This window comes from uncultured Polaribacter sp. (assembly GCF_947495205.1).
In the GTDB taxonomy this organism is placed as follows: Bacteria; Bacteroidota; Bacteroidia; order Flavobacteriales; family Flavobacteriaceae; genus Polaribacter.
The window spans coordinates 205,563-230,624 of record NZ_CANLXV010000004.1 but is presented as its reverse complement, the minus strand read 5'-3'; the positions used below and the strand labels follow the sequence as shown (position 1 = coordinate 230,624).

General features: G+C 27.4%; 31 protein-coding genes. 26 read left to right on the top strand and 5 right to left on the bottom strand.

What is annotated here, in order from left to right:
* Nucleotides 1-79: 79 nt before the first annotated feature.
* From Q0762_RS05650 to Q0762_RS05585, 14 genes are all read left to right on the top strand, one after another.
* Nucleotides 80-1,192: an AI-2E family transporter gene (locus Q0762_RS05650; protein ID WP_298764650.1), complete on the top strand. Its 1,113-nt coding sequence runs from the start codon at nt 80-82 to the stop codon at nt 1,190-1,192.
* A gap of 56 nt (nt 1,193-1,248) precedes the next feature.
* Complete coding sequence (locus tag Q0762_RS05645; RefSeq protein WP_298764646.1) at nt 1,249-1,803, top strand: AraC family transcriptional regulator; 555 nt, start codon at nt 1,249-1,251, stop codon at nt 1,801-1,803.
* 5 nt (nt 1,804-1,808) lie between these two features.
* Entirely contained in the window at nt 1,809-2,255 is a 447-nt protein-coding gene (locus tag Q0762_RS05640) for a response regulator (RefSeq protein ID WP_298764644.1), read from the top strand.
* A gap of 2 nt (nt 2,256-2,257) precedes the next feature.
* The gene (locus Q0762_RS05635) at nt 2,258-4,036 is read left to right on the top strand and encodes a CHASE3 domain-containing protein (protein ID WP_298764642.1); all 1,779 of its coding nucleotides are present in this window, start codon (nt 2,258-2,260) and stop codon (nt 4,034-4,036) included.
* A 278-nt stretch (nt 4,037-4,314) separates the two neighbouring features.
* Complete coding sequence (locus tag Q0762_RS05630) at nt 4,315-4,839, top strand: hypothetical protein (protein WP_298764640.1); 525 nt, start codon at nt 4,315-4,317, stop codon at nt 4,837-4,839.
* 22 nt (nt 4,840-4,861) lie between these two features.
* A complete protein-coding gene (locus tag Q0762_RS05625) occupies nt 4,862-5,008 on the top strand; it encodes a lmo0937 family membrane protein (protein ID WP_298764637.1) in 147 nt (48 codons plus the stop codon).
* A gap of 36 nt (nt 5,009-5,044) precedes the next feature.
* Entirely contained in the window at nt 5,045-5,311 is a 267-nt protein-coding gene (locus Q0762_RS05620; RefSeq protein WP_298764636.1) for a YtxH domain-containing protein, read from the top strand.
* A gap of 10 nt (nt 5,312-5,321) precedes the next feature.
* On the top strand, nt 5,322-5,708 hold the full coding sequence (locus Q0762_RS05615; protein WP_298764633.1) for a hypothetical protein: 387 nt from the start codon (nt 5,322-5,324) through the stop codon (nt 5,706-5,708).
* The gene (locus Q0762_RS05610) at nt 5,692-6,012 is read left to right on the top strand and encodes a hypothetical protein (RefSeq protein WP_298764630.1); all 321 of its coding nucleotides are present in this window, start codon (nt 5,692-5,694) and stop codon (nt 6,010-6,012) included. The genes Q0762_RS05615 and Q0762_RS05610 overlap by 17 nt, the downstream gene beginning before the upstream one ends.
* A gap of 12 nt (nt 6,013-6,024) precedes the next feature.
* Nucleotides 6,025-6,924 (top strand): mechanosensitive ion channel family protein, encoded by a 900-nt coding sequence (locus Q0762_RS05605; protein ID WP_298764628.1) that lies wholly within the window; start codon nt 6,025-6,027, stop codon nt 6,922-6,924.
* A 17-nt stretch (nt 6,925-6,941) separates the two neighbouring features.
* A complete protein-coding gene (locus Q0762_RS05600) occupies nt 6,942-7,448 on the top strand; it encodes a Dps family protein (protein ID WP_298764626.1) in 507 nt (168 codons plus the stop codon).
* A 216-nt stretch (nt 7,449-7,664) separates the two neighbouring features.
* Nucleotides 7,665-9,017 (top strand): potassium transporter TrkG, encoded by a 1,353-nt coding sequence (locus Q0762_RS05595; RefSeq protein ID WP_298764625.1) that lies wholly within the window; start codon nt 7,665-7,667, stop codon nt 9,015-9,017.
* 355 nt (nt 9,018-9,372) lie between these two features.
* Complete coding sequence (locus tag Q0762_RS05590) at nt 9,373-9,843, top strand: hypothetical protein (RefSeq protein WP_298764624.1); 471 nt, start codon at nt 9,373-9,375, stop codon at nt 9,841-9,843.
* 137 nt (nt 9,844-9,980) lie between these two features.
* Entirely contained in the window at nt 9,981-10,430 is a 450-nt protein-coding gene (locus tag Q0762_RS05585) for a PA2169 family four-helix-bundle protein (RefSeq protein ID WP_298764620.1), read from the top strand.
* Nucleotides 10,431-10,531: 101 nt separating this feature from the next.
* Here Q0762_RS05585 and Q0762_RS05580 read toward each other — a convergent pair whose 3' ends face one another.
* Nucleotides 10,532-11,035, bottom strand: coding sequence for a hypothetical protein (locus Q0762_RS05580; RefSeq protein WP_298764618.1), 504 nt, complete (start codon nt 11,033-11,035; stop codon nt 10,532-10,534).
* 71 nt (nt 11,036-11,106) lie between these two features.
* Between Q0762_RS05580 and Q0762_RS05575 the strand changes: the two genes are divergently transcribed.
* Nucleotides 11,107-11,529, top strand: coding sequence for a PaaI family thioesterase (locus Q0762_RS05575; RefSeq protein WP_298764616.1), 423 nt, complete (start codon nt 11,107-11,109; stop codon nt 11,527-11,529).
* Between the two features lie 8 nt (nt 11,530-11,537).
* Complete coding sequence (locus Q0762_RS05570; protein WP_298764613.1) at nt 11,538-12,608, top strand: chorismate-binding protein; 1,071 nt, start codon at nt 11,538-11,540, stop codon at nt 12,606-12,608.
* Between the two features lie 133 nt (nt 12,609-12,741).
* Here the strand turns inward: Q0762_RS05570 and Q0762_RS05565 are convergent, their stop codons facing one another.
* Together Q0762_RS05565 and Q0762_RS05560 are read right to left on the bottom strand one after the other, a co-directional pair.
* Nucleotides 12,742-13,110 (bottom strand): PUR family DNA/RNA-binding protein, encoded by a 369-nt coding sequence (locus Q0762_RS05565; RefSeq protein WP_298764612.1) that lies wholly within the window; start codon nt 13,108-13,110, stop codon nt 12,742-12,744.
* Between the two features lie 73 nt (nt 13,111-13,183).
* A complete protein-coding gene (locus Q0762_RS05560) occupies nt 13,184-14,938 on the bottom strand; it encodes an ABC transporter ATP-binding protein (protein WP_298764609.1) in 1,755 nt (584 codons plus the stop codon).
* A gap of 198 nt (nt 14,939-15,136) precedes the next feature.
* On the opposite strand from Q0762_RS05560, the gene nusB reads away from it, so the two are divergent.
* The 9 genes from nusB to Q0762_RS05515 all read left to right on the top strand — a co-directional run bounded on the left by nusB (nt 15,137) and on the right by Q0762_RS05515 (nt 22,161).
* A complete protein-coding gene (gene nusB / locus Q0762_RS05555) occupies nt 15,137-16,075 on the top strand; it encodes a transcription antitermination factor NusB (protein ID WP_298764607.1) in 939 nt (312 codons plus the stop codon).
* A gap of 55 nt (nt 16,076-16,130) precedes the next feature.
* Complete coding sequence (locus tag Q0762_RS05550; RefSeq protein ID WP_298764603.1) at nt 16,131-16,595, top strand: DUF1573 domain-containing protein; 465 nt, start codon at nt 16,131-16,133, stop codon at nt 16,593-16,595.
* 5 nt (nt 16,596-16,600) lie between these two features.
* A complete protein-coding gene (gene yajC, locus Q0762_RS05545) occupies nt 16,601-16,918 on the top strand; it encodes a preprotein translocase subunit YajC (protein WP_298764601.1) in 318 nt (105 codons plus the stop codon).
* A 104-nt stretch (nt 16,919-17,022) separates the two neighbouring features.
* Complete coding sequence (locus Q0762_RS05540; RefSeq protein WP_298764598.1) at nt 17,023-17,961, top strand: hypothetical protein; 939 nt, start codon at nt 17,023-17,025, stop codon at nt 17,959-17,961.
* Nucleotide 17,962: 1 nt separating this feature from the next.
* On the top strand, nt 17,963-18,553 hold the full coding sequence (gene coaE / locus Q0762_RS05535) for a dephospho-CoA kinase (protein WP_298764595.1): 591 nt from the start codon (nt 17,963-17,965) through the stop codon (nt 18,551-18,553).
* A gap of 120 nt (nt 18,554-18,673) precedes the next feature.
* The gene (locus Q0762_RS05530) at nt 18,674-20,233 is read left to right on the top strand and encodes a HAMP domain-containing sensor histidine kinase (protein ID WP_366940984.1); all 1,560 of its coding nucleotides are present in this window, start codon (nt 18,674-18,676) and stop codon (nt 20,231-20,233) included.
* Nucleotides 20,234-20,244: 11 nt separating this feature from the next.
* Nucleotides 20,245-20,946 (top strand): response regulator transcription factor, encoded by a 702-nt coding sequence (locus Q0762_RS05525; RefSeq protein ID WP_298764588.1) that lies wholly within the window; start codon nt 20,245-20,247, stop codon nt 20,944-20,946.
* A gap of 96 nt (nt 20,947-21,042) precedes the next feature.
* Complete coding sequence (locus tag Q0762_RS05520) at nt 21,043-21,660, top strand: L-threonylcarbamoyladenylate synthase (RefSeq protein ID WP_298764586.1); 618 nt, start codon at nt 21,043-21,045, stop codon at nt 21,658-21,660.
* A gap of 18 nt (nt 21,661-21,678) precedes the next feature.
* Nucleotides 21,679-22,161 (top strand): SRPBCC family protein, encoded by a 483-nt coding sequence (locus Q0762_RS05515; RefSeq protein WP_298764584.1) that lies wholly within the window; start codon nt 21,679-21,681, stop codon nt 22,159-22,161.
* On the opposite strand, the gene Q0762_RS05510 is transcribed toward Q0762_RS05515, so the two are convergent.
* Both Q0762_RS05510 and fumC read right to left on the bottom strand, forming a co-directional pair.
* Nucleotides 22,158-23,156, bottom strand: coding sequence for a glycosyltransferase family 2 protein (locus tag Q0762_RS05510; protein WP_298764582.1), 999 nt, complete (start codon nt 23,154-23,156; stop codon nt 22,158-22,160). The genes Q0762_RS05515 and Q0762_RS05510 overlap by 4 nt on opposite strands.
* A 118-nt stretch (nt 23,157-23,274) precedes the next feature.
* The gene (gene fumC / locus Q0762_RS05505) at nt 23,275-24,675 is read right to left on the bottom strand and encodes a class II fumarate hydratase (protein WP_298764580.1); all 1,401 of its coding nucleotides are present in this window, start codon (nt 24,673-24,675) and stop codon (nt 23,275-23,277) included.
* Between the two features lie 152 nt (nt 24,676-24,827).
* On the opposite strand from fumC, the gene Q0762_RS05500 reads away from it, so the two are divergent.
* Nucleotides 24,828-25,001, top strand: a complete 174-nt coding sequence (locus tag Q0762_RS05500; protein WP_298764578.1) for a hypothetical protein — start codon at nt 24,828-24,830, stop codon at nt 24,999-25,001.
* Nucleotides 25,002-25,062: the final 61 nt, after the last annotated feature.

The following is a 25,062-nucleotide window of genomic DNA, read 5'->3' as shown; positions in this document are numbered from 1 at the left end:
TAAATAATTAAGAAAATTATGTAACAAAAAATATTGTTGTTGCAGTTAACTTTGTTGCACTAATCTGCCAATAAAACAAATGAATACACACTTGAAATCAAACAAATTATCTTCTCTAATAACATTAATAGCAACTGTTTTTATTTTATTTATCTTAAAATCTTTAATAGTGCCACTGGTTTTAGCTATTATTTTTGCAATAATGATTTTTCCAATACAGAAAAAATTAGAAAAGAAAATGAAATGCAACAGACTTTTAGCAACCATTATTTCTATAATTATAATTTTTGTAATTACTACCATTTTACTTTTTGTTATTGGTACGCAATTGTATTTTTTTGTTGATAATAGTGAAGTTTACATTTCTAAATTAGATGATTTATATACAAGAACAATTCTTTTTTTTGAGGATATAATGGGTGTAAAAAGAAATGCATCTTTATTAAATGATGAAATAAATTTTGGCGCATTAATAAAAGGTAATTTTGATAAATTGTCTTCTTTTATAGCGGGTTGGGGAACTTTAATGACCGATTTAGTTTTAATACCTATTTACATGTTTTTCTTTTTATATTACAGAAGATTTTTTAGGAATTTTAGTTACAAACTATTTAAAAATGAAACCAAAAGTTTCTTAAACTCAATAATAAGTAAGATTTACAATGTGCAAAGAAATTATCTTTTAGGATTAATAAAGGTAATTTTAATTGTAGGTACACTTAATAGTATTGGTTTGTTAATTTTAGGAATTAATAATGCTATTTTCTTCGGTTTTTTTGGTGCGTTTTTAATTATTATACCCTATGTTGGTGTTTTTATTGGCTCTATTTTACCAGCAGTTGTAGCTTTGGCAACTAAAGATTCTTATTGGTATGCTGTTGGTGTTATCTCAATGTTTGCAGCCATTCAGTTTATAGAAGGGTATTTTATTACGCCCAAAGTAATAGGCGCTGGAGTTAGTGTTAATGCATTTATTGCTATAGTAAGTCTTATTGTTTTTGCAATGCTTTGGGGCGTTTCTGGTATGGTTGTAGCTTTGCCAATAACAGCAACTTTAAAAGTTTTGTTTGATAATTCTAAAGATCATAAGGCATTAGGTTTTTTAATAGGTGAACCAGAAGATAAGTTTTTAAAAAGTACAGCTAGAGCGAGATTAAAAAAATGGAAACTGATTAGAAGCAAAAATAAATAGAGATAAAATTACCTTCTTAAGAAGATTAAAATTAAATTTACTGAAAATATGTAGTAATGAAAATTTTTGTAAAATTTAATTTTAATAAGGTTTGTTCCGCTGTTTTAACAGAACAATTAAATAAATTAGGTCTTAAATACAATATCGCTAATTTTGGTGAAGTAGATTTTTTAGAGCCCTTATCATCAGAACAAAAAAAAATGTTTAGTGAAGCTTTAGATGCTTATGATATAGAAATTGTAGAGGATCAAAAAACCATTTTAGTTCAAAAAATTAAAGATACAATTATAGATATGATTTATAATTTAGATACAGAAATTCAAACTAAAAGTTCCGTTTATTTATCCGAAAAATTAGAACACAGTTATCATTATTTGGCAAGCTTATTTTCTGAAGTTACCTACACTTCCATAGAAAATTTTATCATTTTGCAAAAAATAGAATATACCAAACATTTAATTTTAAATGAAAATTTAAGCTTAACAGAAATTGCGTTTAAATTAAATTATTCTAGTGTAGCACACTTAAGCACTCAATTTAAAAATACAACAGGCATTACACCATCTGCCTTTCAAAGAATTATAGCAAAAAGAAAATTACTAAATAATTAATACTTATGGCAAAAGATTACACACATATTATTTTGGCAGATGATGATGAGGATGATAGACTTTTTTTTACAGATGCTTTTGATGAGTTAAAAATTACAACTAAGGTTAGTACTTATAATGATGGTGCTTATTTAATGGAATATTTGTTAAGTGAAGATGCTGTTATTCCAGAAATTCTTTTTTTAGATTTAAATATGCCAAGGAAATCTGGTAAAGAGTGTTTGCATGAAATAAAAGCAAATTCTCGCTTTAAAAATATGGTTATTGCTATTTATTCTACATCTGCCTCTGAAGAAGATATAGAAGATACTTTTGTAAAAGGAGCAAATATTTATATAAAAAAACCAGATAGTTTTAAAAAACTAAAAAAAATATTAAACAATGTAGTAACTACAAATTGGCAATACCAAGCCAATGGTCTTAACAAAAACAACTTTCTTTTAAGACTTTAAGTATGAAACAGAATTACAAAAAATCTTGGTTTGTAAAAATTATATTTGTGGTAAGTCTTTTTGTAATCTTGTTTATTACTGGGGTAACTTACAAGCATATATCTGAGTTATCTAAAACACAACAAGAAGTTATACAAACGTATAAATTAAATGTAGAGTTAGAGCAAATTTTATCTTATTTAAAAGATGCAGAAACTGGGCAGAGAGGCTTTATAATTACGCAAGATTCTTTGTATTTAGAGCCTTTTTTTAAAAGTAGAAGTAAAATTAATAACACTTTTGCAGAATTAAAAGCATTAACAAAAAAGAATTCCAAACATCAACAAAGTTTAAAAGATTTAAATGGTTTAATTGAAGCACGCTTGCATAATTTTGAAGTAGCCAGTAAAATGGCGTTAAGAGATCAAACAGATGTAGAAAAGTTTAAACAAGTTTTTTTTGAAGGTAAAGCATATATGGATGCAATTCGAAAGAAACTAAATGGCATGTTAGCTTTAGAAAATAATCTTTTGGCAGAACGTAAAGAAAGTTATGAAAACACTATAAAATTTACACCAATATTTTTATATGGTTTAATCATATTAACTTTAGTATTGTTATACATAGCTTATGCAAAAATAAGTTCAGATTTAGACAAACTGCGCAAAACAAATCAACAATTAGAAACCTTTAAAGAAGCTACAAATCAAGCAGAAATTATAAATAAACATGGTAGTTGGAGGTGGAATGTTGAAGATGATAAATTTTATTTTTCAGATAATTTGTACAGATTATTAGGAGAAAAACCAAATGCTTTTAAAGCTACAATAGCTAACTTTAATAGCTATGTACATCCAGAAGATCGTAAAAAGTTAGAAGAGCAAGTTGCTCAAATGAAAATTGAAAAAGATTTACCTTTTATAAATTACAGAGTAGTGCATAAAAATGGTAACATTAAATATTTAAAAGCTTACGGAAAAAGTATTAGTAATTTAGAAGGTAAAGAACAATTAATTGGCACTACTACAGATATTACAGATGAAATTGATTATGCGAACACTTTAGAAACAAGAAATAAAGAGCTGGAATTAAACAATAAAGAATTACAAGCCTTTAATTATGTTGCCAGTCATGATTTGCAAGAACCTTTAAGAAAAATACAAACGTTTTTATCTCGATTAGAAGATAAAGAATCAGATAATTTTTCTGAATCTGGAAAAAAATACATGGAACGTATAAATTTTTCTGCAAAAAGAATGCGTAATTTAATTGATGATTTATTGCAGTTTTCTAGAACAAATAAATCTGACGAAATTCTTGTTGTTAAAGATTTAAATGAGTTGTTAGAAGACGCAAAACAAGAGCTGTCTGAAATTATAACCAAAGAAAATGCAATAATTACAGCAGATATTTTACCTAAAGTAAAAGTAATTCCATTTCAAATTGAGCAATTGTTTACAAATTTACTAAGTAATTCCTTAAAATATAAGGCAATAGATAAGCGTCCGCAAATAAAGATATCTTACGAACTAGTAGCTAAAAATAATGATTTTAGACTAAAAAATGGAACACATAAAAAATACCATTGTTTTGTTTTCAAAGATAATGGTATTGGTTTTGATGCACAGTACACCGAAAAAATATTTGAATTATTTAGCAGATTACATAATAAAAACGAATATTCTGGAACAGGAATAGGTTTGTCTATTTGTAAAAAAATAACAGACAATCATAGTGGTTTTATTTTCGCAAATGGAACGCCAAACCAAGGCGCTAATTTTACTGTGTTTTTACCAGCATAATTTCTTAAATCGCATTTATTAAAAAGCGTTATTAACTTAGTTAATAGCGTTTTTTTTATATCCAAAATTTTTAAATATTAAAATTATGTAACAATATATAAAAATGTTGTAACACAAATAATGCAATCCTGTTGCATCTTTGAAGTGTAATTACAAAAACCTATTTAAGTAAAAAAAAAATCAACTTAAAATTGTGTAATTATTTGTAAAAATGATGTAAGACAAATGCATGTAATTCTTTGCAACTTTGTAAAACAAAACAAAAAATAATTAAAATTTTGAAAAATATATACATTCTAATTGCGGCAATGCTATTTGTTTCTTGTGATTTAATTATCGTAAAAAAAGAAGAAAAAGATGTTTTGAGAGAAAGCATTATCAACGATAAAATAGAAGCATCTTTATTATCTAAAGCAACTCAAAAAAATTTAAATATTATAGAATTATGCAATCAGGTAGAAGATACCAACTTGAATTCAGAAATTATAACAGTAGCAAAAAAAATTAAAAAAGAGCAGCTAGAAATTTTAGAGAACTTGCAGAATATAGCAAAAGAAAATATGATACTAGTTGCCAATTCAACAAAAATAAAGCCCTTAAAGAATGATCTTTCTAGAGAGGAAAATGTCAGAAAAATCTTAATTCATCAAATTAAAGAAAATTTAGACATACAAAAAGAAGTTTTAGATTCTCTTTTAGAAAAGTCGGATAATAAAGACATTACGTTAGTAGCAGAAGAAAGTATTCAAAAATTAAAAGGGAATATAGATACAACGTTTAACACTTTAAAGCTACTAAAGTAAGTCAAATTAAAAGATAAGAAACATGAAAAATATTTTATACTTAGTAGCTGTAATATTAGTAATAGGTTGGGCATTTGGCTTTTTTGTATACAACACAAAAGGTATTGTGCATGTATTATTAGTATTCGCAGCAATTGCAATTTTGCTTAGATTAATAAGAGGTAAATAGTAAAAATTAAATAATAATTAATAATAAAAACAAATTATGAGTAAACAAAACACAATTTTAGGAATTTTAGGAGGAGCAATAGTAGGAGGAATAGCAGGAATTTTATTGGCACCAGATAAAGGAGAAAAAACAAGAGAAAAAATTGCAGGAAAAGCAAAGGAAACTAAAGAAGATGTAGTTGAAAATGTAGAAGCTGTTTTAGAAAACTTATCTAAAAAATATGATGTTGTTAAAAAGGCAAGTTCAGAAATTATAGATAAAAGTAAAAAAGAGCTTTCTAAAGTAAAAAAAGAAATAGCCTAAAAAGAATAAGATGCAAAACGTAGGAGAAAAATTAGAAAATTTATTTTCTAAAACAAAAAATTATGTAGAAACTAGTTTAGAATTATATAAACTACAAGCTATAGATTTTACGGCAGATATTATTTCTAATGTTATTAGTAAAACTGTTTTAATACTTATTTTTTCTATGTTTTTGCTTTTTCTTAATCTAGGGTTTGGCTTTTATTTTGCCAATAAATTTGGTTCATATGCATTAGGGTTTATTGTAGTTGCTGGTATGTATTTATTATTTGGGATTTTATTTTATCTATTTAGAAAAAAATTAATCGTTACGCTAATAAGTAATTTAATAATTACAGAATTAAATAGAGAACGAGAAATTATTGTAAACAACAAATTTAATGAAAATGAACACTAAGCCAACAACAAAAGAAGAACTACATCAACAGATTTATATCTTAAAAAATAAGCAACGGTATTTAGCAGAAGATGTAATAGTTGATTACCAAAATACGGTAACAGATTTTAGTTTTTCTAACATAGTTTCTTCAACTATTCAAAATCTTTTTAAAGAATTAGATTATACCAAACCAATACTTACTGTATTATCTGGTGTATTACTTAAAAAACTTAAATTAAGTAAATCTAACACGTTATTAAATTTAGTTTTAGGAGTCTTAACCCAATATTTCACAAAAAAAATAGTAACCCCAAAAAAATAGATAAATTTAAATATGACAATTAATACAGCAGATTTTAATGAAGCTTTTCAAGAAATGTATGTAAAGTTAAATACTTGGCTAGATACTTTTATACTTAACATACCCAACATAATAATAGCTATTGTTGTATTTTTATTTACGCTATTAATTGCTAAATATTTTAGCAAATTATTGCAAAAATTACTTAGAAAAACTAGCATACAAATTTCTATGAGAAGGGTGCTAGGAAGAGCAATTGCAATGGTAATTGTTGCTATAGGTTTGTTTTTAATTTTAGGAATTTTAGATTTAGACAAAACCTTAAAAACAATTTTAGCAGGTGCTGGTGTTGCAGGTTTAGCAGTTGGTTTGGCACTACAAGGGGCATTAACAAATACTTTTTCTGGGGTTGTTCTTTCTTACATTAAAAATGTAAAAAATGGCGATTGGATTAAAACCAATGGATATGAAGGTGCAATTGTAGATGTAGATTTTAGAGCGCTAACATTAAGGCAAAAAGATAATAACTTAGTGTATATACCAAATAAATTGGTAATTGAAAACCCTATTAAAAACTTTTCTGCAACAGAAAAATCAAGAGTAATTTTAGAAAATGGCGTAGCATATGGTTCTAATTTAGAAAAAGTAAAAGAATTAACTACACAAATTATTATAGATAATTTTGATGTTCCAGAAACACCAGAAGATGTATTGTTTTTATACAGAGGTTTTGGTAATAGTGCCATAACTTATGAAATCCGTTTTTGGATTAACTCCTCATCTGCCTTAGAAGTTGCTAAAGCAAAAAGTGAAGCAATTATGCTTATCAAAAAAGCATATGATAAAGAAGGAATTGGAATTCCTTTTCCAATTAGAACCTTAGATTTTGGGAATCAGTTGGATAAATATTTTCCACAACAACAAGAAGTATAACCTTAAAAATTAAAAAAATGAATTATTTAAATATAGATCAAAATAAAGTAAAACCAGTAGTAAATCAGTTAAACATATTATTAGCAGATTATCACTTATATTATCAAAACTTAAGAACTTTTCATTGGAATATTCTAGGAAAAAATTTCTTTGAATTGCACCAAAAGTTTGAAAACTTATACAATGATGCGCGCACAAAAATAGATGATGTTGCAGAACGTATTTTAACATTAAAATATCACCCAATTAGTAAGGCAAGCCAATATTTAGAAATTAGTAATATTAAAGAAGAAGAAATTTCTTTGGATGATGCTAAAATGATTACCTCAATATTAGAAAATCATAAACAAATTTTAAGTCAAATGGGTAATGTTATGCAAGCGGCAAGTAAAATTGAAGATGAAGGTACTATGGATATGATGGGAAGCTTTATAAACGAATTAGAAAAAGAAAGTTGGATGTTAAATGCATGGAGTCATAACACAGATGAAGAATTAATGTTAAGTGAAATGCCAATTCAATAAAACCTCATTGTAAGTAGTATACAATAATATATCAGAATTAAATTATACAAACAAACCTTAATTTATATTGAGGTTTTTTTACTTAAAAACAATTGTAACTAATGTAATAATTAAAATTTTGTAAGCTTTTTTAAAAATTATGTAATTTAAAATGAAGTGTACTATTCTAATTTTGTTGTGTAAAATAAGTTAATCACTATATAGAAACTCAAACTAATGAAAAACAATAGCATTCATAGATTTTTAATTTGGTATAAAAAATTTCAGTTAAGTAAATCTCCACAAATGAATTTAGTTTGGGGCTTTTTTCTTTATACGATAATAGGTTTTTTATTATTATCACTTCCAATATTTCATAAAGTAGAAATATCATTTATAGATAATCTTTTTATTTCTACATCGGCAATTTCTACAACGGGTTTAGTTACCATTAGTATTATAGATTCTTATACCTTTTTTGGGCAGTTTATTGTGATGCTTTTATTTCAAATAGGAGGAATTGGTTATATGACGCTAACCACATATTTTTTGTTATTTACAACAAAAAAAATTACACATTGGCATAAAAAAATTATTGGGGCAGAATTTACAATGCCAAAAACCATCAAAATAAACGATTTTTTAAAAAGTGTAATATTATTTACCATTGTTATGGAAACTTTAGGCGCAATTTGTTTTTACATAGCCTTTAAAGACACGGGTATGCAAACACTAGAAGCATTGTGGTATAGTGTTTTTCATAGTGTATCTGCTTTTTGTACAGCAGGTTTTGGTTTACTTAACAATAGTTTCGAAAACTTTCAAGATCATACTTTTATAAATACAATTATAGCTGTTTTAGCCATTGCAGGTTCTTTAGGTTTTATAGTAATTACAGATTTGTGGTATCGTATTTCTAGAAAATCTAACAAGTTATCTTTCACATCAAAAATTGTTATTTACGGTTTTATTGTGTTACTTACTTTGGGTACTGCTGTAACATATTTTACAGAACCTTTAGTAAATGAAACTGGTCAAAATGTTTTAATGAAATCATTTTTTCAAACCATGTCTGCTATGACAACTGTTGGTTTTAACACAATAGCAACAAGTAACTTATCTTTACCAACAATGTTATTAGTTATTTTTTTAATGTACGTTGGTGCTTCTCCATCTGGTACAGCAGGTGGAATGAAAATAACTACATTAACCGCTATGATTTCAGTTTTAAAGAGTAGGGTTTTAGGACAAAAGAAAATAACGTTTTTAAATAGAAAAATTCCTTTTGAAAGACTTTATGTTGCCACTTCTACCTTTATTTTATACACAGTTCTCATTTTTTTATTTAGTTTTTTAATGACTTATAGTGAAAACGCAAGTTATGAAGATATTCTTTTTGAAGTTGCCTCTTCTTTAGGAACAGTGGGTTTAAGTAGAGGTATTACTGGAGATTTAAGCAATGTGGGTAAATTTTTAATTATTATTTTAATGTTCATTGGTCGTGTTGGGGTTTTAACGTTTGGTTTTGCACTTTTAGCAAGAAAATTAGATGATAAGGCAATTCTTATAGAAGATGATTTGGCAGTCTAAAAAAATACTTCGATTTTATTTACCATTGAAAATAATGGTTAAAACAATATTTTTAATACATAAAATATGTATACAAATGGCAACGTTATAGTTGCCATTTTTTTTTTTTTTTCAATAATTTTAGTGGCCTTTTAAATTATATAAAATTCAATAAAAATTCTGTAATAGAATATATAAGTTACCTGCTTAAATTTGTAGTGTTTGTAAAGGGTTGCATTAAAACTTGCTTTTTAAATTATATAAGATTCTCTAAAAATTGTATAACGTATAACCTAGCAATAATTAAGACCTTTGTATTAAACAAATAAAAATAATAATTAAAATAAATAGGAACACAGTAAAACACAGAAACATTATGAAAAATTTATTTAAAATAACAGTATTTGTATTCGCAACAACATTTTCTTTAAATGCCCAAAGCTTAAAAAATATTAAAGAAACAATTTCTTATGAAACCTACATGAAGCCAGATGGTGAGGTTATGAAGGTAAAAACAATTGTTACAGAAACGCAACCAATTATTCTTAACAAAAAAGATCGATTTAAATTAAATCAAACCATTATAGAATCTCCTGTTACTGTAGCGAAAGTAATTTTAATGGATACAAATAACGATAAAATTTACGATAAAGAATTAAACATGTCTTTTCTAAAAGATTTTAACAAAAAAATGAACTATAAACTGAATTCAAATGGAGCGTCTATTGTAACAAGTTCTGATGAAACAAAGCTAATTACCAATGAAGGAACGTATGAATTTGATACAGAAAATACAGATAATTTAACGATTACTGTAGAAGATGTGTTCTTGCCTTTAGAGAAATAGTATAATACATTGCTGAAAAAGAATAAGGTTAAATTTAAATTGAAACGCTTTAAAACTTCGTTTTTAAATTAAATTTTCAAAAGATGAAATGTAATTGACATCAGAAAAAAAATAATTACTCATTAAAAAACAACTGAATGCAAAATTTTCCAATAGCAATAGAAAGTAAATTAAATAACTTATTAACAAGAACTTATGATGCAGAAAAAGGCTTTAATAAAGCAGCGGAACATACAGAGAGTTTGCCTTTAAAAGCATATTTTAAAGAAAGAGCACAAGAAAGAGAGCAGTTTAGTAAAGAACTAAAGAAAGAATTAAATCTTTTTAATGCAGCTGCAACAGAAGAAGGAAGTTTATTAGCCAATGCACATAGAAATTGGATGGATGTAAAAGCACTTTTTTCTTCTGATAATGAAGAGGCTATGCTGCAAGAAGCAATTAGGGGAGAAAAAACCTCAATAGAAGATTATAATGAAGTTTTAACGGAAAGTACTTTACCAAAAACAACGGCAACTCTTTTAACCCAGCAAAAAAACAAAATTGCAACAGATTTATCTAGAATAAGAAAGTTAGAGGATATCAAATAAGTTGATATAATTAAAGTCCCTCACGAGAGAACGACAACGGTTAAGTTGTCGTTCTTTTATTGTTTTAATAAGATTTTTTGTTGCCTATATTTCCTATAAGTTTAATACTCGTTAAAATCAAAATCATCATCAAAGTGCCCAAAATCATCATCAATATCACCTTCATCTCCAAATAATTGTTCTGGGTTTTCTGCTACAAATGTTTTATCAGGTGCTTCTTCAGGAATTTCACCAACCGTTAAAATAATAGCAGGTAAATCTGCTTTGGTTGCATTAGAAATTTCAATTACTTCCACATAAAAAGTCCACATTTTTAAAAAATCGTAAACATAAATAAGTTTACTGTTTTCTTCTGGTAAAGTTTCTACCAATTTACAGGTTTGCATAGAAAGACCTTCACCCGCTTCAGCCATATTAAAAAGCGGAATCTCTTCACCTTGTATCCATTCTTCATCGGTTTTGTAAAATGATGCCATCTCTTGCCCAACAAAGCCAAAAGATTTGGCAATGGTAAAATGTAAGTCTTCTAAGTTAAAGGAGTCTTCAACTAAAATAGTTCGAATTACGTCTGTTTTGGTATCTAAAATTACGCGTATTTTGTACATAGAATGGTTTAACTTTTCTGCAACAAAAATACAATTTTTTATATGTATTTTTACATAATAAATAATTAGATATGGATAAAACTATCATTTTAAAAAAATTTAATGAGCATTCTAAAAACACGCTAATGGAAACTCTTGATATAGAATATATTAATGTGGGTGACGGTTTTTTAACGGCAAAAATGCCGGTAAACAATAAAGTGCATCAACCTTATGGGCAGTTGCATGGTGGTGCCACTGCAGCTTTAGCAGAAAGTGTTGGCAGTGCAGCATCTAATTTTTTTATTGATCGTAAAAATCAATTTGTAAACGGCATACAGCTTTCTATTAATCATATTAAAAGTAAAAAAGAAGGTGTTGTATTTGCTACTGCAAAAAATATTCATAAAGGTAAAAGCACACACTTGTGGGAGGTTACCATTGTAGATGAAAATGATCAATTAATTTCTGTAGCAAAAATGACTAATATTGTTTTAGATCTTCCAAAAAAATAATTTTTCTATTGAATAGTTTACTCCCAAAAATAGCTCAACATTACCAAAATAAACTTCCATTTGTGGCTTATAGAAAGCCTAATAAAAAAGAAGTTTCTGGTATTTTTATGCAAGATGATATTTTAAAATTTATTCATAATTTTAAAGAGCAAGGTTTTGTGTTTGCTCCATTTACAAAAGAAGAAAAAGCAGTTTTTTTTCCTATAAAAAATGCTTTGCGTATTTCAGAAAAACTAGCGCTAGAGCAGGAGTTTTACAAAAACACAAACAGTATATCTGCAAAAGGTAATAAAGTAAAACATATAAGCATTGTAGAAAAAGCAATTGATACAATTAAAAATTCTCTATTACAAAAAGTAGTAATTTCTAGAGAAGAAATTGTTAATTTATCTGAAGTAGCTGTTGTAGAAATTTACAAAAGATTATTGGCTACCTATACAAATGCTTTTGTTTATGTTTGGTATCATCCAAAAGTGGGGTTATGGTTTGGTGCTACGCCAGAAACATTGTTATTTACTAAAGGTAATACGTTTAAAACAATGTCTTTGGCAGGTACACAGCTTTACAATTCAAATGAAAGTATACAGCGTACTATTTGGAAATCCAAAGAATTGGAAGAGCAGCAATTGGTAACAGATTTTATAGAAAACCAGTTAAAAGATATTGGCAAAGAACTGCATGTAGATAAAACAGAAACTGTTAGAGCAGGCAACTTATTGCATTTAAAAACAAAAGTTACAGGTGTTTTAAAAGAGAATTCTAATTTAGAAACGTTGATTAGAGCATTACACCCAACACCTGCAGTTTGCGGTTTGCCTAGAGATTTGGCTAATGATTTTATTGTAAATAATGAAAATTATAAACGTACTTTTTATACTGGTTTTTTAGGAGAATTAAATTTAAACAGTTCAAATTCAGAAACTAAAAATAGTCAACTATTTGTAAATTTAAGGTGCATGCGCATAGAAAATCAAAAGGCTACAATTTATGTTGGTGGTGGCATTACAAAAGATAGCAATGCAGCAAAAGAGTGGGAAGAAACTGTTTCTAAGGCATTAACCATGAAGCAAGTTTTGTAATTACAAACCTATGTTGTTTTAAAAGTAAAAAAAACCATAAATAGTAAATTTATGGTTTTTTTAATTAAGTGTAAATTGAATTTGAATTGAAATTTTTTGTAATTACATATTACAATACTGTTTTAAGGAACAGTTAAATATCATCAAAAGAAACGTCTGTAAAACTTTCTGCAGATTTTGGTTCTGCTGTATCTGTTTTAGGCTCTTCTTTTTTAAAGTCTTTTTGGTGGCGTTCACTAATTACTTCATCTCCTTTTTCTGTAATAATATAGTCTGTTGCCTTTTTTAGCATTTCATGAAAATCTGTAAAATCTTCTTTATACAAATAAATTTTGTGTTTTTGATAATGAAAAGTACCATCATCATGTGTAAATTTTTTACTTTCTGTAACAGTCAAATAATAATCATTTGCCTTTGTTGCTCTTACATCAAAAAAATAGGTTCTTCTTCCGGCTCTTAATACCTGCGAAAAAATTTCTTCTTGTTCAACTCTCTCTGCCATGTTATTTGTAAATAATAATTAAATAATTGAAGTAACAAATCTAACAAAATAATTTACTTGGCAATGTTAAAGATTAATTTTCTTTTTCTAAAAGTTGTTGTTCATACAAATCTTTATAATATCCTTTTTCTGTTATAAGCTGATTATGAGAGCCTTCCTGAATAATATTTCCATTATCAAGTACTAATATTTTATCTGCATTTTTAGCAGAAGATACTCTATGGCTTATAATAAAAGTGGTTTTATCTTTAGAAACTTGTTTTAAATTTGCTAAAATTTGTTCTTCTGTTTCTGTATCTACAGCAGATAAACAATCGTCAAAAATTAATATTTTAGGCTTTTTTATAATTGCTCTAGCAATAGAAACGCGCTGTTTTTGGCCACCAGAAAGTGTTACACCTCTTTCGCCCAAAACGGTATCATATCCTTTAGGAAAATCTATAATATTATTATGTACAACCGCATTTTTAGCAGCTTGTATTATTTCTTGTTCAGTTGCATCTTCTTTACCAAACTTAATATTATTGCCTATACTTTCAGAAAACAAAAAAGGGTCTTGTGGTACAAAACCAATTTGATCTCTTATGCTATCTAAATTTGCATTTTCAATAGGTTTATCATCAATTAAAATAACACCTTTTTTAGTATCGTATAAACGAACAATTAATTCAATTATAGTAGATTTTCCAGAACCTGTTTTTCCTAAAATTGCTATTGTTTCACCAGCTTTTGCTGTAAAAGAAATGTTTTTTAAAGCGGTAATATTGGTGTCATCATACGTAAAAGTTACGTTTTTAAAGGTAACTTTACCTATTATATGTGTTGGTTTGTTTGTGTTGTTTTTAATTTCTGGAACTTCATTTAAAAACTCATTAATTCTTAATTGAGATGCCTCTGCTTGTTGTATCATAGAAGTTACCCAACCAATAACAGCTACTGGCCAGGTTAAAATATTTACGTACAACATAAATTCTATAATGGTTCCTATTTGAATTTCATTATTTATATATAATTTACCACCTATATAAACTACAATTAAATTGCTTAAACCAATTAATAAAATCATTAAAGGAAAAAATAAAGCATTTGCTTGTTGTAAATGAATGTTTTTTTGCTTGCTTTCATCTGCAATAGCATCAAAATCTTTAATAATTTGGTTTTCTATACCATACGATTTTACAACGCTTATTCCTGAGAAAAACTCTTGATTAAATGTTGTTAATTTAGACAAATATTCTTGTACAATACTGCTTCTTTTATGAATTACTTTGCTTAAAAGAAAAATAGAAATAGATAAAACAGGAAAAGGTAAAAGTGTATATAAGGTAAGTTTTACATCAATATTTATCATTTGAGTAAAACCAACAGCAATTAAAACCAGCATGTTCATAGTATACATTACAGCAGGTCCAACATACATTCTTACTTTAGAAACATCTTCAGAAATTCTATTCATTAAATCTCCCGTTCTATTTTTTTTGTAAAAATTTAAAGAGAGTCTTTGGTATTGTTGATAAATTTCATTTTTTAAATCGAACTCTATTAAACGAGAAGTTACAATAATGGTTTGCCTCATTAAAAAAGTAAAAAAACCAGCAAGTAAAGCAACACCTACAATTACAAGTACATTGTTTAATAATTCTTGTTTTACAAAGGTTAAATTGGTTTCTGTACCATTTACATAATCTTCAACAATATTTAAAGAATCGCCAACAATTTGCGGCACTTTAAGTGCTAGCAGTTTAGATAAAATGGTAATAAAAAGTCCAATTAAAATACGCCACTTGTATTTTACAAAGTATTTGTTAATGTATTTTAAAGCCTTCAATAGTTTGTTTCTAGATACGTTTTTTGTGTGCGACGAAGATACATCAATAAAAATAAAAAAGGAGCTTATTTGCCTTTTTGAAAGGTTAAAAAAAATGAAAAAAAGAAATGAATTTACTATATATTTAGAATTAAATTAATACTACTTTTGCAGTGTTAATTAGACCAAAATTAAAGCAAAAAATTAAAGTTTTTAGTAATGATTAATAGAAGACATATTAGAGTTAAAGTAATGCAGTCTGTTTATGCAATGACGCAATCTCATAATGATGATATTGTTAGAGAAGAAAAGTTTTTAAAACATAGTATTTTAAAAATGTTAGATCTGTATGTTTTAAATCTTTTATTATTGGTTGAAGTTCAAAAATTAGCTTCAAAAAAAATAGCGCTTTCTAAGAAGAAAATTTTAGCTACAGAAGAAGATTTAGCACCTAATACTAAATTTATTCAGAACCGTTTAATTAATGCAATTGCAGAAAGTGTAAGTGTAGAAGGTTATGTAGAATTGAATAAATTAGACAATTGGCAAGAAAATGATGAGTATGTGAAAATTATTTTTGATGAATTGCAAAAAAGCGATTTGTACAAAAAATATTTAGCATCTTCAGAAGATTCATTTAAAGAAGACAAAGAATTTGTAGTAAACTTTTTTAAACAAATTATAGCGCCAAATGAAAAATTGGCAGATTATTATGAGGATGCTTTAATTTCTTGGGTAGATGATATTCCTTTTATAAATACTTGGGTTTCTAAATCTTTAAGTAAGCAAAAAGAAAATAAAATATTTACTGTAGGTGCGCTTTATAAAGATAAAGATGATGAAGATTTTGTAGGGAATCTGTTTAGAAAAACGGTTTTAAAACAAGCCGATTACGAGAAAGATATCGAAGAGAAAACCCCAAATTGGGAAACAGATAGAATTGCAGATATTGATATGATTTTGATTAAAATGGCAATTACAGAATTTATAAACTTTGCATCTATACCAACAAGAGTAACTATTAATGAGTATATAGAAATTTCTAAAGATTATTCAACTACAAAAAGTAGTTATTTTATAAACGGAGTTTTAGATAAAATTTCAAAAGAATTTATAGCAAACAAAAAAATAGTTAAAATAGGTAGAGGCTTAATCTAATTTTTTTTAAACCAAAAAATATTTATTATTTTTACAAAAATAAAACTTTTATACAATGAAAAATATAACATTATCAATAGCTTTAGTAGCTACAACTTTATTTATGGTTTCTTGTGGAGATGCTAGTAATGCGTCAACAAAAATTAATAAAGAAAATGTAGAAACGGCAAAATCTAGAGATGCAGAAATTGAAAAAGGTGTGGCCTCTATTTCTGTAGATAAAAAAGAATATGATTTTGGTACAGTTACTGAAGGAGAAATTGTAGAAACTACATTTAAAGTAACAAATTCTGGTAAAACAGATTTGGTAATTACAGATGCAAAAGTTACTTGTGGTTGTACAGTACCTGTTTGGCCTAAAGCACCTATAAAACCAGGAGAAACTAAAGATATAGAAGTAAGATTTAATACAAACGGTAAGAAAAACAGACAACAAAAAAACATAACTTTAGTAACCAATACAGCATCTGGTAGAGAAATTTTAACTCTAAAAGGAATGGTAACTCCGAAAGCAAAATAAATTAGATGTTTTATACAATAATATTACAATCAGGCGCTGGAAGTTTAATGAGTATGTTGCCTTTTGCAGCAATGATTTTGGTTTTATATTTTTTTATGATAAGACCACAAATGACGCGTCAGAAAAAAGAAAAAGCTTTTCAAGCAGAAATTAAAACAGGAGTTAAAGTGGTTACTTCTAGTGGTATGCATGGTAAAATTACCGAGGTGAACACTACAGATAACACAATTACCATAGAAACAGGAGCAGGTAGAATTAAATTTGAACGTTCTGCAATATCTATGGAATTAAGTAAAAAGTATACTACGCCAGCAAAAAAATAAGACTTTATAAAGTTTTTATAAAGAGTGAGTTTTATCTTTTTAGATAAAACTCACTTTTTTTATAAACGCGTTTTGCGTAGATTGCATCATATAAAAACAATGTTTTGAAATCAAAAAGGAAAATATCCAAGACTTTTATTGGCTTTTTATTTGCAGCTATAGCCATTTGGCTTTTAATAACACTTTCTAAAGAATATGTTATTACAATAAATTTTCCATTAAAATATGTAGGTATAGCCCAAGATAAAATTTTACAAACAAAACCCAGAAAAGATATTGATTTGCTTGTTAAGGCCTCTGGTTTTAAAATACTAAAAACTAGAATTAATGCCAAAATTTTAAAAATTAACGCAAATATTGTTGATAGAAAAGTAGGAACTACCTATTATGTGCTAACTAAAAACCAACAAAATAAATTAAAAAAGCAACTGCCAAAAGGTTTAGAGCTTTTAGAAATTGCACAAGACACTTTGTTTTTAGATTTGGGAAGTTTAGTTACCAAAAAAGTACCGGTAAAAGCAAATCTAAATATCAAATATCATTTAGGTTATGATTTAGCAGCACCCATAAATATAGCACCAGATAGTATTTTAGTTTATGGCCCAGAAACCTATATACAAAAGTTAAAATATTTAGAACTTTTGCCGTTAACTTTAGATAATGTAATGGCAAATTTTAAAGCAGATGTAGGTATAAAAAAATCTAAAAAAGTTAATAATTTAAAATTAGGTAAAGATAAAGTTCAGATAACTGGTATAGTAGAAAATTTTACAGAAGGTAATTTAGAAGTACCTTATAAACTTGTTAATGTACCCGAAAATACAACAGTTAACACGCTCACAAAAAAGGTTTCTGTTTCTTTTATTGTAAGTTTAAAACATTTTAACAAAATCAATCAAAATTCTTTTCAGATTGTTTGCGATTATGCATTAGCAAAAAAAAATAATGCCAGTTATTTTGTACCTCAGTTAGTTTATAAATCTAATTTGGTAAAAAGTTATAAAATAACGCCAAACAAGGTAGATTTTTTAATAGAAAAATAAAATGGTTGTAGGTTTAACAGGTGGCATTGGTAGTGGAAAATCAACCGTAGCAAATTTTTTTAAAGCATTTAATAATGTAGCTGTTTATATTGCAGATAAAGAGGCTAAAAAATTAATGGCAAACTCCCAAACCATAAAAACTGAACTAATTGCACTTTTTGGAGAAAAAGCCTATGTCAATAACGTTTTAAATAGAGACTTTATAAGTGCCATAGTTTTTAAAGACAAACAAAAATTAAAACAGCTAAACGCCATTGTGCACCCAGAGGTTAAAAAGCATTTTAAAATATTTGTAACCCAAAATAAAAATAAAGCCTACATCATCTATGAAAGTGCTATTCTTTTTGAAAGTAATTCTCAAGATCAGTTTGATGTGGTAATTTCTGTTTGTTTAGATTTAGAAAGCAGAATTAAACGTGTTATAGCAAGAGATAATACTTCTAGAAAAAAAGTGCTGGCACGCATTAATAACCAATGGCAAGATGCAAAAAAAACACTTTTATCTAATTATTTAATTACCAATACTGTATTAGAAGATACAAAAACACAAGTAAATAGTATCCATAAAATTTTAACAAAAAGAAGAGCTTAAATTTATATAAATTTAGTCTTTTTGTTAAAAAACACTTAAAATTTCATTTTATCCGTTAATTTAGGTTAAAAAACGCAATTTCAATTTTTGAATGTAGTAACTTTGATTATGCGTAAAAAAATGTTTATTCTTATTGTTGTTTTAATGACTATTTCTTTGATAGGAATAATAGCCGTACAACTATATTGGATTAACAATGCTTTAGAAAGTAAGCAAGAACAGTTTGAGAATGATGTTTTAAAATCTTTAGGAAGAGCTGCAGAAAGAATTAATGAGAAAGAAACTACAGTTTTTAGAACTAAGGTTAGAAATTTTATCAATAAAAAAGGAAATCCTGATAGTGCAGAAATTAAGCAATTTTTAATTCAAGAAATAGATACCACTACACAGCAAAAATTTACATACGGATCTACATTTTTAGAAGAAAATTTTAATTTACCTACAGAATTTTTAGATAACGATTCTATTATATTTAAAAGATTCACAGGGAAAAAAGATTATTTTAAAGCAAAAATTAATACAGGTATTGATGGTTTGTTTTCTTCATCTGATGAGACTAGATATTCGTTTACAAAAGACTTTTTAAATTTAGAAGAAATTCAAATTACAGAAATCTTTAAAGATTATAATTCTAGAAAACCAATTCATCAAAGAGTTAGTAATACAGAGTTAAATAATACAATTAAAGATGAACTTTCTAAGAAAAATATACATTTAGATTTTAAGTATGGTGTTTATACCAAAGAAGGTTTGGCTACTAAACTAAAATCTGGTTATTACACAATTAATACAAAAGATTCTTATAAATATCCGTTGTTTTATGATGCACAAGGTGCCATTGTAGGTTACGATTTATACGTTACTTTTCCTGGTAAAAATGAATTGATATTGTCTGGTATTTCAAGTATTCTTTTGCTATCATTATTTTTTATATTTATAATTATTGTGGCTTTTTCTAGTTCTTTATACCAATTAATTAGACAAAAGAAAATTTCTGAAATTAAGACAGATTTTATTAATAATATGACGCATGAATTTAAAACACCTATAGCTACTATAAATTTAGCTATAGACTCCATTAGAAACCCTAAAATATTGGGAGATAATGAAAAGGTTTTGCGCTATATTCAAATGATTAAGGACGAAAATAAAAGAATGCATTCTCAAGTAGAAAACGTTTTAAGAATATCTAGATTAGAAAAAAATCAAATAGATTTAAGTAAGGAAACTATAGATTTACACGACATTATAGAAGATGCAATTTCTCATGTGAGTTTGCTTGCACAAGATAGAAAAGGAAAAATAAATGTGCATTTTAAAGCAGTGGTTTCTGAATTTCCAGGAAACCAATTTCACTTAACTAACGTTGTTGTAAATATGCTAGAAAATGCTATAAAATATTCTAACGGAGCACCAATAATAAACGTTTATACAGAAAGTACCAATAAATTTTTGGTTTTTAAGATAAAAGACAACGGTATTGGTATGAGTAAAACAGTGCAAAAACAAGTTTTTGATAAATTTTATAGAGAGCAGAAAGGAAACATTCATGATGTTAAAGGCCATGGTTTAGGCTTAGCTTACGTAAAAGAAATTGTAGAAAAACATCATGGAACAGTATTTGTAGAAAGTGAAAAAGGAGAAGGAAGTATATTCACAGTGAAATTACCTTTAATTTAATAATATAAAAAATGGGAAGTAAAAAAATTTTATTAGTAGAAGATGATCCAAATTTTGGAACAGTTTTAAAAGATTATTTAGCGTTAAATGATTACAATGTAACACACGCAAAAGACGGTATAGAAGGTCTTATTATGTTTAAAAATAGCGATTATGATTTGTGTATCTTAGACGTAATGATGCCAAGAAAAGATGGTTTTTCATTAGCACAAGATATTAGAAGCACAAACAAAGAAGTGCCAATTATTTTTTTAACAGCCAAAACGTTAAAAGAAGATGTTTTAAAAGGCTACGCTGTTGGTGCAGATGATTATTTAAATAAACCTTTTGATTCTGAAGTATTATTGCATAAAATTAAGGCAATTTTACAGAGAAAAGAGTCTGATACAACAGCAGATTCTGAACAATTTGAATTTGTTATCGGTAATTTCTTCTTTAATTCTAAATTGCGCCATTTAGCTGTTGGTGAAACGGGTGAACCTGTAAAATTATCGCCCAAAGAAAGTAAATTATTACGCATGTTAGCCATTCATAAAAACGATTTAATGCCAAGAGAATTGGCATTAACTAAAATCTGGAGAGATGATAACTATTTTACCTCTAGAAGTATGGATGTTTACATTGCCAAATTAAGAAAGTATTTAAAGTTAGATGAAAATGTAGAGATTTTAAATATTCATGGAGAAGGTTTTAGATTAGTAGATAAAACTTAAAATAAAAAATTTTCCCATATATGAAATCACTCAATCTAATTTTTTTAGACTGAGTGATTTTGTTTTGTACTATCTTAAATTAAGAACTGTAAATTTATGGCACAATTTATTACCATTTATAATGAGAATCCTAATCCAAGGCAAATTGCTAAAGTTGTTCAGGTTTTAAAGTCTGGTGGTTTGGTAATTTACCCTACAGACACGGTTTATGGTTTAGGCTGCGACATTACAAACACAAAAGCTGTAGAAAAAATTGCTAAAATAAAAGGTGTTAAATTAGAAAAAGCTAACTTTTCTTTTATTTGTAATGATTTAAGCCATCTTTCAGATTATGTAAAACAAATAGATTCATCTACTTTTAAAATTTTAAAAAGAGCATTACCAGGGCCATATACATTTATTTTACCAGGTAGTAAAAACCTTCCTAAAGTCTTTAAGAAAAAGAAAACAGTAGGTATAAGAATACCCAATAATAATATTATAAGAACACTGGTAGAAGAGTTGGGAAACCCTATAATTTCTACTTCTATTAGAGATGAAGATGATGTATTAGAATACACAACAGATCCAGAATTAATATTTGAAAAATGGCAAGCTATAGTAGATGTTGTTATAAATGGTGGTTATGGAGATAATGAAGCATCTACAGTAATAGATTTAACAGAAGAACCAACTTTGGTTAGAGAAGGCAAAGGAAGTTTAGATATCTTGTAATATTTTAGTTGAAATATTATGCCAATAATACATTTAACAACAGTTATAAATACAAATAATATAGCACTTGTTTTTAACTTAATTAGAAGTATAGATTTACATATAATATCTACAAATAAAACAAACGAAAAAGCAATAGCTGGTAAAACTTCTGGATTAATAGGGTTAAATGAAACCGTAACTTGGCAAGCAAAACACTTAGGAATTACCCAAAAATTAACTTCTAAAGTTACAGACTACACTTTTCCTACTTTTTTTGCTGATGAAATGGTAAAAGGAGCTTTTAAGAGTTTTAGACACGAACATTATCTAGAACAAAAAGAAGGTGTAGTAATTATAAAAGATGTGTTTAAATATAGATCACCATTAGGCTATTTAGGCAAACTGGCCGATTTTTTATTTTTGAAAAAATACATGACCAACTTTTTGAAAGACAGAAATATTACCATTAAAAACTTTGCCGAGACAGAAAAGTGGAAATTAATACTGAAAGAGAACTAATTTAGTTCTTCAAACGTTTTTCTACCTCTAAAAAAATACTGCCAAACAATACTGGTATGTATGTAATAATCTTGGTTTTTATGAAGTTTTTTACGTTTCCTTAAAAATTTATAAAAGTTGCTATAAAAACTAAAATGTGCTTTTAAAATAGCTAAAGTGTGCACAGGTCTTAATTCTAATAAAAATTTAATTCCAGCAATTCCGTCTAAAATTAATCTTGAAAAAATTACGATTAAAAACCATTTTTTAGGCACATTTTTAACTACGTTTAATAAACTATTTCTAAAATTTAAATACGTTTTTTGCGGATTGGTTTCTAACAAAGTAGCACCACCAATATGGTAAACAGTACTTTGCCCAACATATTTAATAGTTTTGCCAATATTTTTAACGCGCCAACAAAGGTCTATTTCTTCTTGGTGCGCAAAATAATCTTCATCTAAACCACCAACCTCATGGTAGGTTTTAGCACGTATAAATAAACAAGCTCCAGATGCCCAAAAAATTTCTGTATTGTTATTAAACTGATTTTTATCTTCTTCTAAAGTTTCAAAAAGACGGCCTCTACAATACGGGTAACCCAATAAATCTATAAAACCACCAGCAGCACCTGCATACTCAAACTTGGTTTTGTTGTTATAGTCTAAAATTTTAGGTTGAATAATAGCCGTATTTTTTTCCTCTTTAAACGTTTTTAAAATAGGAGTTAACCAATTTTTGGTTACTGCTATGTCTGAATTTAATAAACAATAAATATCGGCATCAACTTTTTGTAAAGCATCATTATAACCTTTTGCGTAACCACCATTTACAGAATTTTCTATAATTTTTACAGAAGGAAAAAACTCTTGAATATAGGAAATAGAATTATCTGTAGACGCATTATCTGCAACGTAAATTGTTGCTAAATTATGGCTAAATTCAATAATAGAAGGTAAAAACTGCGCTAACAGTTTTTGTCCATTCCAGTTTAATATAACAATTGCTATTTTCACGATTGCGAATTTACGTTTTAAAATGAATTAATTTTTTATTATTTTTAAAATAGGCAAAAACCACAAAAAAAAGCCGAAGTTTTAAACTTCGACTTTTATATTAATCTAGATTTAAAATTTATTTTAAACTACCGGTCATTTCTTCTGGTTTTACCCAGGCATCATATTCGTCTTCTGTAACATAACCTAAACGTACAGCTTCTGTTTTTAAAGTTGTTCCATTTTTATGAGCTGTGTTTGCAATTTCTGCTGCTTTATAATACCCAATTTTAGTATTTAAAGCGGTTACAAGCATTAAAGAATTGTTTACCAATTCTGTAATTCTGCCGTGGTTTGGTTCTATACCAGCTGCACAATGTTCATCAAAAGACTTACAAGCATCACCAATTAATTGCGCAGATTGTAACACGTTTGCGGCCATCATTGGTTTAAAAACATTAAGTTCATAATGCCCTTGTGTGCCCCCAACTGTTACAGCAACATCATTACCCATAACTTGTGCACAAACCATGGTCATGGCTTCTGCTTGTGTTGGGTTTACTTTACCTGGCATTATAGATGAACCTGGCTCGTTTGCAGGAATTATAATTTCGCCTATTCCAGAACGTGGGCCAGAAGCCATTAAACGAATATCATTTGCAATTTTATTTAAAGAAACTGCAATTTGCTTTAAAGCACCATGTGTTTCTACTAAAGCATCATGTGCTGCTAATGCCTCAAATTTATTTTCTGCAGTTACAAAAGGTAATCCTGTAAATTTTGCAATATATTTTGCAACTAAAACATCATAACCTTTTGGTGTATTTAAACCTGTACCTACAGCTGTACCACCTAAAGCCAATTGAGATAAGTGTGCTAATGTACTGTGTAATGCTTTTAAACCAAAATTTAATTGTGCTACATAACCAGAAAATTCTTGTCCTAAGGTTAGGGGAGTGGCATCCATTAAATGGGTTCTACCAATTTTTACAACGTCTGCAAATGCTTCTGATTTGGCTTGTAATGTATCTCTTAATTGTGTAATTCCAGGAATGGTAGTTTCTACTATTTTTTTGTAAGCAGCAATGTGCATTCCTGTAGGAAAAGTATCGTTAGAAGATTGTGATTTGTTTACATCATCATTAGGTTGTATGGTTTTGTCTCCTTCTCCAATAACTTTTCCTGCAATTTCATGTGCTCTGTTGGCAATAACTTCATTAACATTCATGTTAGATTGTGTACCAGAACCTGTTTGCCAAATTACCAATGGAAATTGATTGTTGTGTTTTCCTTCTAAAATTTCATCACAAACTTGTGCTATTAAATCTCTTTTTTCTGCTGCTAAAACACCCAATTCTGCGTTTGTAAAAGCGGCTGCTTTTTTAAGATAAGCAAAACCATAAACAATCTCTAAGGGCATAGAGGCTGGTGCGCCAATTTTAAAATTATTTCTAGAACGTTCTGTTTGTGCGCCCCAATATTTATCTGCGGGAACTTCTACATTTCCCATAGTATCTTTTTCGATTCTAAACTTTGTCATTTTGTTTGAAATTTTAGTGAAACAAATTTACAAAAACCAAGTTATATTTAATGGACAATAGCTTTAAAATACTCTGGAAAAAAATGTTTTTTTCAGTTGATTTTTTAAAAATATGTATTATTTTTGTATCATAATTATTCAATTTAAAACAAATGTTAGATTTTTCTCAGTTTTCAGGTTTAATTTTATTCATGTTTATTTTTACAGCTGGTTTTTGGTTGTTGATATTCTTGTTAACTTTTGTAGTGCCATATTGGATTGGTGGTACAATTTGGGAAAACTTTATTTTAAAGAAAGAAGCTAGAGAAGCTGCTGAAGGAAAGTAGTATTTCTTAAATATATATATAAAAAAACTCATAATGTTAATAACATTATGAGTTTTTTTGT

Coding starts and splice junctions, on each gene's coding strand:
- Q0762_RS05515 (WP_298764584.1), top strand. CDS start 21,679: ATGCCAATAATACATTTAACAACAGTTATAAATACAAATAATATAGCA.
- Q0762_RS05585 (WP_298764620.1), top strand. CDS start 9,981: ATGCAAAATTTTCCAATAGCAATAGAAAGTAAATTAAATAACTTATTA.
- Q0762_RS05640 (WP_298764644.1), top strand. CDS start 1,809: ATGGCAAAAGATTACACACATATTATTTTGGCAGATGATGATGAGGAT.
- Q0762_RS05520 (WP_298764586.1), top strand. CDS start 21,043: ATGGCACAATTTATTACCATTTATAATGAGAATCCTAATCCAAGGCAA.
- Q0762_RS05500 (WP_298764578.1), top strand. CDS start 24,828: ATGTTAGATTTTTCTCAGTTTTCAGGTTTAATTTTATTCATGTTTATT.
- Q0762_RS05565 (WP_298764612.1), bottom strand. CDS start 13,110: ATGGCAGAGAGAGTTGAACAAGAAGAAATTTTTTCGCAGGTATTAAGA.
- Q0762_RS05610 (WP_298764630.1), top strand. CDS start 5,692: ATGAAAATGAACACTAAGCCAACAACAAAAGAAGAACTACATCAACAG.
- yajC (WP_298764601.1), top strand. CDS start 16,601: ATGTTTTATACAATAATATTACAATCAGGCGCTGGAAGTTTAATGAGT.
- coaE (WP_298764595.1), top strand. CDS start 17,963: ATGGTTGTAGGTTTAACAGGTGGCATTGGTAGTGGAAAATCAACCGTA.
- Q0762_RS05600 (WP_298764626.1), top strand. CDS start 6,942: ATGAATTATTTAAATATAGATCAAAATAAAGTAAAACCAGTAGTAAAT.
- fumC (WP_298764580.1), bottom strand. CDS start 24,675: ATGACAAAGTTTAGAATCGAAAAAGATACTATGGGAAATGTAGAAGTT.
- Q0762_RS05575 (WP_298764616.1), top strand. CDS start 11,107: ATGGATAAAACTATCATTTTAAAAAAATTTAATGAGCATTCTAAAAAC.
- Q0762_RS05635 (WP_298764642.1), top strand. CDS start 2,258: ATGAAACAGAATTACAAAAAATCTTGGTTTGTAAAAATTATATTTGTG.
- Q0762_RS05590 (WP_298764624.1), top strand. CDS start 9,373: ATGAAAAATTTATTTAAAATAACAGTATTTGTATTCGCAACAACATTT.
- Q0762_RS05580 (WP_298764618.1), bottom strand. CDS start 11,035: ATGTACAAAATACGCGTAATTTTAGATACCAAAACAGACGTAATTCGA.
- Q0762_RS05645 (WP_298764646.1), top strand. CDS start 1,249: ATGAAAATTTTTGTAAAATTTAATTTTAATAAGGTTTGTTCCGCTGTT.
- Q0762_RS05620 (WP_298764636.1), top strand. CDS start 5,045: ATGAGTAAACAAAACACAATTTTAGGAATTTTAGGAGGAGCAATAGTA.
- Q0762_RS05615 (WP_298764633.1), top strand. CDS start 5,322: ATGCAAAACGTAGGAGAAAAATTAGAAAATTTATTTTCTAAAACAAAA.
- Q0762_RS05530 (WP_366940984.1), top strand. CDS start 18,674: ATGTTTATTCTTATTGTTGTTTTAATGACTATTTCTTTGATAGGAATA.
- Q0762_RS05525 (WP_298764588.1), top strand. CDS start 20,245: ATGGGAAGTAAAAAAATTTTATTAGTAGAAGATGATCCAAATTTTGGA.
- Q0762_RS05650 (WP_298764650.1), top strand. CDS start 80: ATGAATACACACTTGAAATCAAACAAATTATCTTCTCTAATAACATTA.
- Q0762_RS05550 (WP_298764603.1), top strand. CDS start 16,131: ATGAAAAATATAACATTATCAATAGCTTTAGTAGCTACAACTTTATTT.
- Q0762_RS05595 (WP_298764625.1), top strand. CDS start 7,665: ATGAAAAACAATAGCATTCATAGATTTTTAATTTGGTATAAAAAATTT.
- Q0762_RS05625 (WP_298764637.1), top strand. CDS start 4,862: ATGAAAAATATTTTATACTTAGTAGCTGTAATATTAGTAATAGGTTGG.
- Q0762_RS05605 (WP_298764628.1), top strand. CDS start 6,025: ATGACAATTAATACAGCAGATTTTAATGAAGCTTTTCAAGAAATGTAT.
- nusB (WP_298764607.1), top strand. CDS start 15,137: ATGATTAATAGAAGACATATTAGAGTTAAAGTAATGCAGTCTGTTTAT.